This window comes from Streptomyces sp. NPDC040405 (genome assembly GCF_055595765.1).
In genome coordinates this window covers 498,948-510,884 of sequence record NZ_JBVIVI010000006.1, presented here as the reverse complement: position 1 = coordinate 510,884, position 11,937 = coordinate 498,948, and the positions used below count along the sequence as shown (strand labels likewise).

The following is an 11,937-nucleotide window of genomic DNA, read 5'->3' as shown; positions in this document are numbered from 1 at the left end:
ACGACCGTCAGCCCTGGGCACTCGCGCCCTCGGGAAGCTCGCGCCAGGTGGCGGTGTGTTCGCTCGCGACGTCGCGCAGCAGCCCGAGGAACACCTCCACCAGTGGGGTGAGCGTGGTGTCGGCCTGGGTCACCGCATGGATCTCGCGGTGCAGCCTCGGCCGGACCAGTTCCCGGTGGGTCGTGCCCGGGATGCCGGTCAGCGCCAGGCGCGACACCAGGGCCACGCCGCTGCCCGCGCCGACCAGCGCCTGAGCCACGTCGTAGGACTCCGTTTCGAACCGCACCCGAGGGCTGAAGCCCGCCTCGCCCGCCGCCCGGTCGAGCTGTTCACGGGCGGCGTGCCCGGCCATGATGGCGACCCACGACTCGTCCCGCAGCTGCGCCAGGCGCACCGGGCCGCCCGGCGGCGACCCGGTGGCCAGCCGATGGTCGTCGGGAAGGACCACCACCATGGGATCGCGCAGCAGCCGGTGCGTGCGCACCCGCGGGGGCAGATCCGCCGGGGCACTCCAGGAGGCGACGACCGCCAGATCGAGCCTCCCCGCGGTGATCTCGCCGAGTCCTCGCTCCGACGTCAGGTCGACCACGGAGACATCGGCGTCCGGGTGGCGGTAGCGCAGGGCGATCAGCGCCCGTGGCAGCAGATGCAGGGCGGCGGCCTGGAAGGCGCCGACCCGTAGCCGCAGCGACAGGTGGCCCAGCAGCGCCGCCATGTCCGCCGCGGCCCGCTCCGTCGCCTCCTCTACGGTCCGTCCGTGCGCGGCGAGCAACGCACCGGCCTCGGTGAGCGTTGCCCCGCGCGGCCCACGCACCACGAGGGGGACTTGCCACTCGCGCTCGGCCCTGGCCACCTGCTGCGTCACGGCGGCGGGCGTGAGCCGCAGCGCGTGCGCGGCCGCGGTGAGCGAGCCGAACTCCTCGATCAGGGCGAGCAGCCGCAGCTGCCCGGGGTCTACCGGCATGTACTCAGCTTAACGCTGCACCGAAGTCTCTTAACTTCTCTTAAATGTGCTGGTCACGGGAGGCTGGACGGGTCCCGGCAACCGACATCCGCGGAAGGTCCTCCCCCGTGCCCAGCCATCTGCCCGCGTTTCTGCTCACCACATGGCTGCTGGCCATGCTTCCCGGGGCCGGTCAGGCCGTCATGATCCGCCAGGTGCTGACGGGAGGCATGCGGGCGGCGCGGGGCACGATCGCGGGCAACGCGACGGGACTGCTGCTGTGGTCCGTGGCCGCGGCGGTCGGCCTGTCGGCCGTCCTGCTGGCCAGCCCCCGTGCGTACGCCGCTCTCCGGATCGTCGGCGGGCTCGTGCTGCTGACGCTCGGGGTGAAGACCCTGCTGGCCGCGCGCCCGACGGCGCCGCGGGCCGAGTCCCCGGACTCCCCCACTTCCCCGGCCGGCGCCGGGAAGGGCCGTACCGGCTTCCGCGGCGGCTACGCGATGGGGCTCGGCACGAGCCTCGGCAACCCCAAGGCGGGCGTATTCGCCGTGTCGGTTCTGCCGCAGTTCGTCACGTCGGCAGGGCCCGTGCTCCTGTCCAGCACCGCGCTCGGCGGGCTCTGGGCCCTGGTCAACGCCGCCTGGTACCTGCTGTTCAGCTGGCTCGTCCACCGCGGGCGCGCGCTGATGACCCGGCCGGCGGTCAGCAGAAGGCTGGGGATGGCCACCGGAGTTGTCCTGCTCGCGCTCGGTGTGGCGGTGGCGGTGGGCGCCTGACGAAAATTAGTCCTCCCTTAACTGGACGCTGGAGCAACGCTGTCCCTGCCCTGAACCAGTGGCGACTAGCGTGTTGACATCGGCTACCAGGAGGAGATGTGGCACCCGACCCCGGAGCCCGATCACGCGTATGGAGCAGCAGTGACTCCGACGAGGAGAGAGACGACGACGCAGGCGTCCGGGACCGCTCGGGGAGCCGCAAGACCACAGCTCTCACCGCGGTTGCCGCGGCCCTGGTCCTGACCGGGTGTCTGCTGGCCATGTCGACGATCATCGACTCGGCTTCCTCGTCCTCCGGCAGCAGGTGGCCCTCGGGAGGAGGCGCCCCCTCGTACACCCCCGGAGGAACCCCCCCGGCCGCCTCCACCTCCCCGCAGCCGCAGCCCACCAGCGGCACAGCGAGCCCGTCTCAGGACGACGACGAGGACGAACGCGAAGACCGTCACGAAGACGAAGACGATGATGGAGACGAAGAAGACGACGGCTATGAGGACGACGACGGACGGTGATCCGCTGCCACTCCCCGCCGACCAGGTACGTGTTCCCTGGTCAGCGGGGCATGAGCGACCGTTGAGCCGGTCACGACCGGGACTTCATCAGCGGCTGGATGCGCGTACCGAAGTTCTCGATGCCTTCGAGGAAGTCGTCGAACACCAGCATGATCCCCTTGGTGCCGTGGACCCCGGCGACCTCGTCGAGCATCGCCGCGACGGTTTCGTACGAGCCGACGAGCGTGCCCATGTTGAAGTTCACGGCGCCCTCGGGCAGCGAGATGGTCCGGGCGGTCGAGGAGCCGTCGGAGGTCTTGTCCGTGGCCGTCTCGCCCGCCATGTACGCCAGCGCCGCGTGGTCGGCGTTGTCGTGGTAGTCCTTCCACTTCGCCTGGGCGGCCTCGTCGGTCTCGTCCGCGATGACCATGAACAGCGAGAGCGCTCCGACGTCGCGGCCGGTCTCCCGCGCCGCGTCCACGAGCGTGGCCGTGGTGTCCGAGAGCGCGAGCGGGGTGTTGACGCCGCTGCCCAGGATGAAGTTGTACTCGGCGTGTTCGGCGGAGAACTTGATGCCGGTGCTGCTCTGCCCGGCGGCGACGATGTCGATGTGGCCGTTCGTCGGCCGCGGGGACAGCACGCAGTCGTCCATGGCGTAGAACTCGCCCTTGAAGTTGCTGACGCCCTCGTGCCACAGCTCCTTCATCACGGTGACGTACTCCGCGGCCCGGGCGTAGCGGTTGCCGAAGTGTTCGTCGCCGGGCCACAGGTCCATCTGGGAGTACTCGCCGGGCGCCCAGCCGGTGACGATGTTGACGCCGAACCGGCCGGGGGCGATCGAGTCGACCGTCGTGGCCATGCGCGCGGTGATGGCCGGGTGCAGCGCGAGGATCGGTGTCGAGGCGTACAGCCTGATCCGCTCCGTCACGGCGGCCAGGCCCGCCATCAGCGTGAACGACTCCAGGCAGTGGTCCCAGAACTCGGTCTCGCCGCCGAACCCCTTGAGCTTGATCATCGACAGCGCGAAGTCGAGCCCGTGTTCCTCGGCTTTCTGCACGATGGCCTTGTTCAGCTCGAAGGACGGCATGTACTGCGGAGAACTCTTCGAAATGAGCCAGCCGTTGTTGCCGATGGGAATGAAGACGCCGATATCCATGCCGCTCCTGAACGGTCCCGTGGTGTGATCCGGAACAGCCACCGTGTCACGCGATGCCGGGTCATGATCAAGTCTGCCTCGCCGACGGCGGGGTGATTTCTCCTGCTCAGAGCATCTGCCATCCCCGTGGTCCCGTTCATGGCACGATCACGAACGACACCACGGACACGCCGAGTCGGGAGCCGCCATGCCGTCCCCGCAGGATCCCGTCCTCCTCGACGAGTCCTTCTTCGCAGACCCTCATGCCTCCTACGCGGGTTTGAGGTGCGAGGGCACCGTCCACCGGGCCGTCGCGGCGGATGGTGCGCCGCTCCACCTCGTCACCGGATACCAGCAGGTGCGCGACGCGGCCATGAACCCTGCCCTCTCGCTCAACAAGCGGCATTCCCGCACGGGAGGCCGGGACGGCGCCTCCATGCCGCCCGAGCTCAACGACCACCTGCTCAACGCGGACCCCGCGGACCACACCCGGCTCCGGGGTCTGGTCAACGGAACGTTCACGGCCCGCCGCACCGAGCTGCTGCGCGACGACGTTCAGGACATCACCGACCAGCTCTTGCACCGGATGTCGTCCCGGCCTCGCGCTGATGTCGTGGCCGACCTCGCCATGCCTCTGTCCATGGAGGTCATCTGTCGCGTGCTCGGGATTCCCCGAGGAGACCGTCCTGACTTCCGGGAGTGGACGAACACTCTGCTCAGCCCGGCTCCCCGAGCTGCCCAGGAATCCCGGGAAGCCATGCGGCACATGCATCGCTTCCTCGTCGCGTTGATCGACCGCAAGCGGGCATGCCCTGCTGACGACCTCCTGTCGGCACTCGTCCTCGCCCAGGAAAACGAAGACCGCCTCAGCTCCGAGGAGCTGGTGGCCATGGCCTTTCTGCTGCTCTTCGGCGGCTACCACAACACCGGAAGCCTGATCGCCACAAGTGTCATGGCGCTGCTCACTCACCCGGAACACCGCGTCGCCTTCGCCTCCGGGGAGTTGCCCATGCACGCCTTGACCGAAGAAGCGTTGCGCTGGAACTCGCCCACCATGCTCGCTGTCCGCCGCTTCGCCACACAGGACGTGCGGATCGGTGGCACCGGCATCGCTACCGGGGATCGCATCTGGCTTTCGTGGGCATCAGCCAATCGCGACCCGGAACGCTTTGAGAAGCCCGAGGTTTTCGACGCTTACCGGAAGGACAACACCCATCTCGCCTTCGGGCACGGGCCCCACTACTGCCCCGGCGCGGCGCTGGCCCGGCTGGAGAACAGCATCGCCGTGACCTCGCTGATGCGACGGTTCCCCGACGTGTCGCTGATCGGCCCCTCGGACGAGTTGCGATGGTTCGTCTCACCGCGGAGCCGCTGTCTGTCCGAACTTCCCGTATCTCTTTGAGCGTGGGTCACCGGGCGTCAACGGCCTCCGGCGCCACAGGTGTGCCGTACCCTACCTCCTGACCGACCGCCGGAGGAGTCGATGCTGGGATGACGACAGAGCGACCGATGCCCACACAGGACGACGTGCTCGGGTACTTCCACACGCTGTCGAACTGGGGACGGTGGGGCGACGACGACGAGCTCGGCACCCTGAACCACATCACCGACGACGTCCGGGTGGCGGCGGCGCGGGCCGTGCGCCACGGCAGGAGCGTGTCGTGCGCATGGGAGGTCGCCGTACCGGAGGACATGGAGCGGTCGACAACGACGTGCCCGTGCGCCGCCGACATGCCGGGGGCCGAGGACATGCCGGTGCCCGCGTTCCGCGCCGACCGGCGCTGGGGCTTTTCGTCCGAGCGGCTCGGCATCACCTTCCACGGCAACACCCTCACCCACGTCGACTCGCCGTGCCACATCTTCTGGGACGGCACGATGTACAACGGGCGGTCGCACTCGTTGGTCGACGCCGCGACGGGATCGGCGTGGGCGGCCGTCACGGCGGCCGCGAACGGGATCATCACGCGTGGTGTCCTGCTGGACATCGCGAGGGTCCGCGAGGTGCCGTGGCTGGAACCGGGGCAGGGTGTGTTTCCCGACGATCTCGAGGAGGCCGAGCGTCGCCAGGGCGTACGGGTGCGATCCGGCGACGCGGTACTCCTGCGGACCGGCTATGGCCGCGTCCGGCACGAGGCCGGTGAGGCCAGCGGTTTCACCCAGGCCGGCTGGCACGCGTCCTGCCTGCCGTGGCTGCGTGAACGGGGGGTCGCGCTGATCGGCGCCGACACTCCCCAGGACGTTCAGCCGTCGGGGTACGAAGACGTGTTGATGCCGGTTCACGCCGTGGGCCTCGTCGCGATGGGTCTGTGGCTGCTCGACAACTGCGACCTGGAGGCGTGCGCGACGACCGCTGCCGAGCTCGGCCAGTGGGACTTCCACCTCGCGGTCGCGCCGGTCCGCTTCGCCGGTACGTCCGGCAGCCCGGTCAACCCGATCGCCACATTCTGACCGCCGCCCGTTGGGCTGAGGATCACCCCGAACGTGGGTGCACCCGGCAGTTGGTGTGGAGGTAGCGGGCAGCGCCGTTGGTGAAGTCGTAGATCGCGACCGTCTGGGTGTCCTCCAGGGAATCCCTCGGCGGCATCAGGAAGTGTGTCTCGCTCACTGGGAGCAACTCGTATCTGATGCGGTCCGGTTTCTGGAGGAACTCCGCCTGCACCGGGTCGAGGTGCAGGGTCAGGGAGAGCTTTCCGTCTTCGGCCGTCACCTCGTATCGCGCGCCGGGGCGCTCGTAGACGCCTTCGTATCTGGACAGGTCGAGGTTGAGCGTGGTGTCCGGTGCGGGCAGGTCCGGGATGGTGACCGCGCCGAGGTCGGTCAGGATCTCGTTGAACACCTTGCGGTAGAGGCTTTCCCGGGGGCCGCCGTTCGTCAGCATCGCGAGGGCGGTGCCGGAGTCCGGCAGGATCCGTAGCCGGGCGTTCTGGCCGATCGTGCTGCCATCGGTGGCGTAGACGGTCTCGCCGTGCCAGTCGCACACGATGAGGCCGAGCGCCCAGTGGGGCCCGAACAGGTACGGGTCCGGTACCGGCACCCGCGAACGCATCATCTCTCGGATGCTTTCGGCCGAGACGATGCGCTTTCCGTTCGGCGCCATGCCCTCGTTGAGCAGGACATGCGCCATGGCGAGCACCTCGCGGGTCGTGGAGGTGACGTTGCCGCCGGGGCCGAAGGCACGTGGCAGGTAGTCGATCGGCGTGACGATGGGGCCCTCGTGGAGGGACCGGATCAGGTGCCCGGTCGCCGCCCGGCTGTCGTCCACCTGCTCGTGCCAACTGTTCGTGCTGGTCAGGCCCATGGGGGCGAAGAGGCGCTCCCGCATGACGTCGTCCCAGGGTTTGCCGTCCCGCACCTCCAGGATCCGCGCGAGTATGGCGTACCCGAGGGCCGCGCTGTACCCGTGGGTGTGGCCCAGTGCGGAGACCTGGGGCGCGTCGGCGATGTTCTCGACCATGCGCGCGTAGACGTCGTCGTCTTCGCCGGGATCGCCGTAGGCTTCCTCGATACCGCTGGTGTGGCACAGCAGGTGACGAGGGGTGACCTTGGCGCTCACCCCGGGATCGGCCACCGTGAAGCCGGGCAGACAGGTCCGCACCGGCTCGTCCAGATCGACTTTCCCCTCGTCGACGAGTTGCATGAAGGCCAGCGCGGTCCACGTCTTGGTCATGGAGCCGCACTGGTAGACGGTGTCCGTCGTCGCGGGTTCCCGCGTTTCCACGCTCGTGACGCCAACCGCGAACTCGGCCAGCTCCCCGTCGTGGAGAATCCCGATCGCGGCGCTCGGGATTCCGTACTCCACCAGGAGTTCGGCGACCCGGGCCCGGAGCCGCGGCTCATCGGTCCTCATCACGTGCATCGTTGCCCCTCCTTTTCCGAATGAGGAAAAGCTACGTTGCGTTTGATGTTTCATCAACATGACGGCATGAAAAATGACAGCTAGAAGACCAATCGTTGCAACAGGATTGTGAATGAATGCAACTACTTCCGCCGGTCGTTGCAATACGCTGTGGTTGAACGCAAGGGAGGAGGAGCGCCGGTGCCAGGAGGCAGGCTGACCCACGAGGACCGCCGACAGATCGCGGCTTGGCTGGCCGACGGGCTCGGGTACGCCGAGATCGGCCGACGGCTCGGACGGCCGACGTCCACGATCAGCCGCGAGGTCGCACGCAACGGCGCACTCGGCGACTACCTGGCCGACCAGGCCCAACAGGCCGCCGGTCACCGTGCCCACCGGCGCAAGCCTCCCCGACCGGCCGAGCCGACGACTGTCGGGCAGCCGGCCGAGGAGTCGCGCGGCTTCGTGGACGAGTTCGCGAGCCTGCTGGCCGCGACCGGCCTGCCCCGGATGACCGCCCGGGTGTTCGTCTGCCTGCTCACCGCGGACGCCGGTGGCCTGACGGCGGGCGACCTGGTGCGTCGGCTCCAGGTCAGCCCGGCATCGGTATCCAAGTCCATCGGCCACCTCGAGGCCATGGAACTGGTGGTGCGCCACCCCGATCCGGGTGGGCGACGCGAGCGGTACGTCATCGACGACGACGTCTGGCTCCGGGCGTGGCAGGCCGACACCAGCGCACACGGCGAGATCGCGACCGCCGCGCAGCGGGGCATCGAGATCTTCGGTACCGGGACGACCGCCGGGGCCCGGCTCGGCAGGATGGGCCGGTTCTTCGCCCGGCTCGCCGAGCAGATGGGCGGCAGCCGCGCCCTCACCGAGGCCGCCCTGCGCGACGCCCTGACCGTGCTCGCCGCCCTCGTGCACGCCGGTCGGCCGCTCACCCTGCGCACGCTGGCCACCGCGCTCAACTGGCCCCGGGACCGGGCCACCGCCGCCCTGGACACCCTCCAGCATCAACCGGACATAGCCGACCCCCTTGCCCTGCGGGCCATCGCCCCCGCGACGTACGCCCTCACCGCAAGAGCGGACCGCCTCAGCCCGGCACAGCGCCTGGCACTGGAGCGGTGAGTCACGTGAATCGCCGTCGAGCAGCCGGGCGTTGATGCCTGTCTTGTCAGACCTGGGCGGGGAGGGAGACGCCGGTGAGGCGTTCGGATTCGGCCCACAGGCGCGCGGCGACCGCCTTGTCCAGCGCGCGGCGCGGCGGGGAGGCGACCTTCGTCGGACCGACCATCGACCAGCGGGGGCCGTAGCAGCCGCCCGCCACCGCGGCCCGGCTGGTTGCCGCGTACAGCAGGGGCTCCGCACCCTGCTCGACCCCCTGCGATGGCACGAGTTCCACCAGCGTCCGAGACCGAGACGCCGGTCGCGAAGCTGAGCCTGAACGAGCTGAGCCGACGCGTGGGCCTGGCCAAGTCCAACGTGCTGCGGTACTTCGCGTCACGCGAGGCGGTCCTGCTCCAGCTGCTGGACGCGGAAGCCCAGGACTGGATCGCCGAGCTGGAGCGGTCGTACGAGCTCGTCGAGGGCACGCCGCGGGAGCGCGGCGACCGTCTTGCCGGGATCCTGGCCGAGTCGGCGGCGCGGCGGCCGGTGCTGTGCGACCTGATCAGCGCGCAGGCCGCGGTGCTGGAGCACAACGTGTCCACCGAGGTCGCGGTCCAGCACAAGAACGCCTCACTGCACACCATCCAGGCGCTGGGCCGGGTGGCTCGTCGGCATGTGCCGGAACTCGCCGCGCAGGATGCGTTCCGGCTGGTGGGGATGGCCTTGCTGGTGATCGGCGGGGCTTGGCCGTACAGCCGACCGCCGGAGGCCCTGCTGGCCGCCGCGCCGGTCCGGCGCTGCGCGAGACCAGGCTCGTCAGGAGGTACGGCGGGAAGGGCTGGGACAAGGCCGCGGCCATGCTCCGCGAACGTGGCCGCTGGGCCGTGTTCGTCGGCCGGCTGATACCGCTCGTACGGAGCTTCGTACCCACCGTCGCGGGCGCGGCGCACATGTCGTACCGCACGTTCCTGCCACCGATGGCGGCAGGGGCGGCCTGCTCGACGGCACTGCCACTTCTGGTCGGCATCGGGGTCGCCGCGGGGCTGAAGAGCGGCGGCAACCTGATGCTCGTGCTCATCCTCGGCTTGTTGCTCGCGCTGGTCGCGGTATTCGTGATCCGCAAGCGCCGCAAGTCCGCCGCCGTCGCCCCGGGCCAGGACCCGGATCCCGATCTCACGCCCATGCGCTGACGTCGACGACGGACGAGCACAGTTCAGAGCGTGAGGAGGACCTTGACGGCGCGGCGCTCGTCCATCGCCTTGTAGGCTTCAGGCGCTTGGTCCAGGGGCAGGGTGAGGTCGAAGACCTTGCCGGGGTCTATCTCGCGGTCCCAGATGAGTTGGATCAGGTCAGGCAGGAACCGGCGTACCGGGGCCGGACCGCCGAGAGTGTGGATGCCCGCGAAGAACAGCTCGATCCCGGGGATGGTCACGTCGTAGTTGACGCCGACGTAGCCCATGTGCCCGCCGCCGCGGGTGGCGCCGACGGCCTGGAGGAATGACTCCTGGGTGCCGACCGCCTCGACCACCGAGTGCGCGCCGAGCCCGTTCGTGAGTTCTTTGATCTTCGCGATGCCCTCGTCGCCGCGCTCTTCGACGATGTCCGTCGCGCCGTAGAAGCGGGCCAGCTTCTGTCGCGCGGGGTTGCGGGACATGGTGATGATGCGTTCCGCGCCCAGTTGCCGGGCGGCGAGGACGGCCATGACTCCTACCGCGCCGTCGCCGACGACCACGACGGTCTTGCCGGGTCCGGCCTGGGCGGCGACGGCGGCGTACCAGCCGGTGCCGAGCACGTCGGAGGCGGCCAGCAGGGAGGGGATCAGCTCGGGATCGGGCCGTCCCGGAGTGGCGACGAGGGTGCCGTCCGCGTGCGGAATGCGGGCCTTCTCGGCCTGGGTGCCGATCGTCTGCGCGACGAACTCGGCGTGCACGCACTTGGACTGGAACCCGGCCTGACAGATCTCGCAGGTGTTGTCGGAGATGACGAAGGACCCGACCACGAAGTCTCCGGGCTTGATGTTCTCCACCGCGGAGCCGACTTCCTCCACGATCCCCACGTACTCATGCCCCATGACCTGATGGTCGGCGGGCTCGACCCCGCGATACGGCCACAGGTCCGAACCGCAGACGCAGGTCGCGGTCAGCTTCACGAGGGCATCGGTGGGCTCGATGATCTTCGGGTCCTCACGCTCCTCCACCCGGACATCGCCGGCCGTGTACATCACTACTCCACGCATGGGTGGGTTCTCCTTGTTCTGTGTGTCGCCTGGCGTGTCGCCTAGGCGGGGGACGATGTCGGGCGGCGGCGCTGGGCGAGCGCGATGATGACCGTGGGGATCAGGGTCAGAGCCGCGACGGCAGCGCCAACCGCGGCGGGGCCGATGGCTCCCAGGCGGGATTCGAGGGCGAATCCGGCGATCCAGGAGCCGATGGCGGTGCCGAGGTTGAACGCCGACACGGTCAGTGCGGACCCCAGGGTGGGGGCGCGGCCCGCGAAGCGGACCCCCAAGGAGATGAGCACCGGGTTCGCGCCGAGCCCGAACAGCCCCAGCAGGGCGAGCAGCGCGATCGTGGGCGCGGCCCGGGCGGACAGCAGGCAGATCGCCAGCAGCAGGACCGTGGTCACCGCCGGGGCCACGATCGTCGTCATGTGCGGACGGCGGTCCCCCAGTCGGCCTCCCACGAGGAAACCCGCAAGGGCGCCGACGCCGAAGCCGACCAGGACCAGCGGCACGAGTCCGGCAGCCAGCTGGGCCCTGCCTGTCAGCAGCGGCGAGATGTAGGTGTACGTCGACAGCACGCCGCCCGTGGTGGTCGCGCAAGCCGCCAGCGCCAGCCACAGGCGCCCCGAGCGCACAGCGGTCAGCTCGGAGCGGAACGAGATCGCCTGGTCGCCGTCGGTGTCGCGCGGGACCTGGCGGGCGATGAGCGCCGTGGCGGCCGCTCCGAGGGCGGCGAGCGCCCAGAAAGGTCCCCGCCAGCCCACGAGCTGCCCGGCGAAGGCACCCAACGGCACACCGACGACGTTGGCGAGCATCGCGCCGGCGCCCACGACGCCCAAGGCACGGGAGCTCGCGGCGGGACCGGCCACACGTGCGGCGACCACGTTGGCCACCGCCCAGAACGCTCCGGTCGCCAAAGCGGTCAGGAACCGGGCCGCCAGCAGCAGCGCGAAACTGGAACCCAGAGCCACCACGACGTGGCCGACAGCGAAGACACCCAGGGCGAGGATGAGCGTCAGCCTCTTGGGCAAGCGCAGCGTGAGCATCGCCATCAGCGGTGCGCCGACGATCATCCCGACCGCGAAGACGGTGATCAACATCCCGGCCTGGGCCACGCTGACCCGCACATCACCGGCGATCTCCGGCAGCAGGCCCGCCACCACGAACTCCGTCGTGCCCATCAGGAACGTGCCCAGGGCCAGCGCATACACGACGGGCGGAAGCCGGGTGGGCGAAGGCGCGTGGGTTTTGGCGCCTACATCGGCGGGGGCGTGGAGGGTCGCTCCTCGCGTTGGCATGTCATCTCCGGAGGGATCGAATTCGGCGTGCACACTCCACGAAACCGTCCCTGCCGCGAGCGCGGGAGGCTGCGTTTATCGGGGGTACAAGCTCAACCCCCCTCCCCGACGGCGCGGGCCGTAGCGTGGAGAGC

At 69.7% G+C, this 11,937-nt stretch carries 13 protein-coding genes; 7 read left to right on the top strand and 6 right to left on the bottom strand.

Features of this window, described 5'->3' with window-relative positions; genetic code table 11:
* Nucleotides 1-7: 7 nt before the first annotated feature.
* The gene (locus ACZ59A_RS26485; RefSeq protein WP_470963001.1) at nt 8-964 is read right to left on the bottom strand and encodes a LysR family transcriptional regulator; all 957 of its coding nucleotides are present in this window, start codon (nt 962-964) and stop codon (nt 8-10) included.
* Between the two features lie 107 nt (nt 965-1,071).
* On the opposite strand from ACZ59A_RS26485, the gene ACZ59A_RS26480 reads away from it, so the two are divergent.
* Together ACZ59A_RS26480 and ACZ59A_RS26475 are read left to right on the top strand one after the other, a co-directional pair.
* The gene (locus ACZ59A_RS26480) at nt 1,072-1,719 is read left to right on the top strand and encodes a LysE family translocator (protein WP_470962998.1); all 648 of its coding nucleotides are present in this window, start codon (nt 1,072-1,074) and stop codon (nt 1,717-1,719) included.
* A gap of 98 nt (nt 1,720-1,817) precedes the next feature.
* Nucleotides 1,818-2,228, top strand: a complete 411-nt coding sequence (locus ACZ59A_RS26475; protein ID WP_470962994.1) for a hypothetical protein — start codon at nt 1,818-1,820, stop codon at nt 2,226-2,228.
* Between the two features lie 70 nt (nt 2,229-2,298).
* On the opposite strand, the gene rutA is transcribed toward ACZ59A_RS26475, so the two are convergent.
* On the bottom strand, nt 2,299-3,363 hold the full coding sequence (gene rutA, locus ACZ59A_RS26470) for a pyrimidine utilization protein A (protein WP_468051867.1): 1,065 nt from the start codon (nt 3,361-3,363) through the stop codon (nt 2,299-2,301).
* A 337-nt stretch (nt 3,364-3,700) separates the two neighbouring features.
* Here rutA and ACZ59A_RS26465 point away from each other — a divergent pair, with 337 nt between their 5' ends.
* On the top strand, nt 3,701-4,744 hold the full coding sequence (locus ACZ59A_RS26465) for a cytochrome P450 family protein (RefSeq protein ID WP_470962991.1): 1,044 nt from the start codon (nt 3,701-3,703) through the stop codon (nt 4,742-4,744).
* Nucleotides 4,745-4,833: 89 nt separating this feature from the next.
* Entirely contained in the window at nt 4,834-5,790 is a 957-nt protein-coding gene (locus ACZ59A_RS26460) for a cyclase family protein (RefSeq protein WP_470962988.1), read from the top strand.
* A 22-nt stretch (nt 5,791-5,812) separates the two neighbouring features.
* Here the strand turns inward: ACZ59A_RS26460 and ACZ59A_RS26455 are convergent, their stop codons facing one another.
* On the bottom strand, nt 5,813-7,198 hold the full coding sequence (locus tag ACZ59A_RS26455) for a serine hydrolase (RefSeq protein ID WP_470962985.1): 1,386 nt from the start codon (nt 7,196-7,198) through the stop codon (nt 5,813-5,815).
* 180 nt (nt 7,199-7,378) lie between these two features.
* Between ACZ59A_RS26455 and ACZ59A_RS26450 the strand changes: the two genes are divergently transcribed.
* Nucleotides 7,379-8,305 carry a GbsR/MarR family transcriptional regulator gene (locus ACZ59A_RS26450; RefSeq protein WP_470962982.1) on the top strand — a complete coding sequence of 309 codons (927 nt, stop codon included), beginning with the start codon at nt 7,379-7,381 and terminating at the stop codon, nt 8,303-8,305.
* A 46-nt stretch (nt 8,306-8,351) separates the two neighbouring features.
* Here ACZ59A_RS26450 and ACZ59A_RS26445 read toward each other — a convergent pair whose 3' ends face one another.
* A complete protein-coding gene (locus ACZ59A_RS26445) occupies nt 8,352-8,570 on the bottom strand; it encodes a hypothetical protein (protein WP_470962979.1) in 219 nt (72 codons plus the stop codon).
* Here ACZ59A_RS26445 and ACZ59A_RS26440 point away from each other — a divergent pair.
* Nucleotides 8,564-9,187: a TetR/AcrR family transcriptional regulator gene (locus ACZ59A_RS26440; RefSeq protein ID WP_470962976.1), complete on the top strand. Its 624-nt coding sequence runs from the start codon at nt 8,564-8,566 to the stop codon at nt 9,185-9,187. The two genes, ACZ59A_RS26445 and ACZ59A_RS26440, sit on opposite strands and share 7 nt — an antisense overlap.
* Nucleotides 9,082-9,474: a DedA family protein gene (locus ACZ59A_RS26435; RefSeq protein WP_470963167.1), complete on the top strand. Its 393-nt coding sequence runs from the start codon at nt 9,082-9,084 to the stop codon at nt 9,472-9,474. Before ACZ59A_RS26440 ends, ACZ59A_RS26435 begins: the two co-directional genes overlap by 106 nt.
* Nucleotides 9,475-9,497: 23 nt before the next feature.
* On the opposite strand, the gene ACZ59A_RS26430 is transcribed toward ACZ59A_RS26435, so the two are convergent.
* Both ACZ59A_RS26430 and ACZ59A_RS26425 read right to left on the bottom strand, forming a co-directional pair.
* Nucleotides 9,498-10,520 (bottom strand): zinc-dependent alcohol dehydrogenase family protein, encoded by a 1,023-nt coding sequence (locus ACZ59A_RS26430; RefSeq protein ID WP_470962973.1) that lies wholly within the window; start codon nt 10,518-10,520, stop codon nt 9,498-9,500.
* A gap of 41 nt (nt 10,521-10,561) precedes the next feature.
* On the bottom strand, nt 10,562-11,803 hold the full coding sequence (locus ACZ59A_RS26425; RefSeq protein ID WP_470962971.1) for an MFS transporter: 1,242 nt from the start codon (nt 11,801-11,803) through the stop codon (nt 10,562-10,564).
* Between the last annotated feature and the right edge of the window lie 134 nt (nt 11,804-11,937).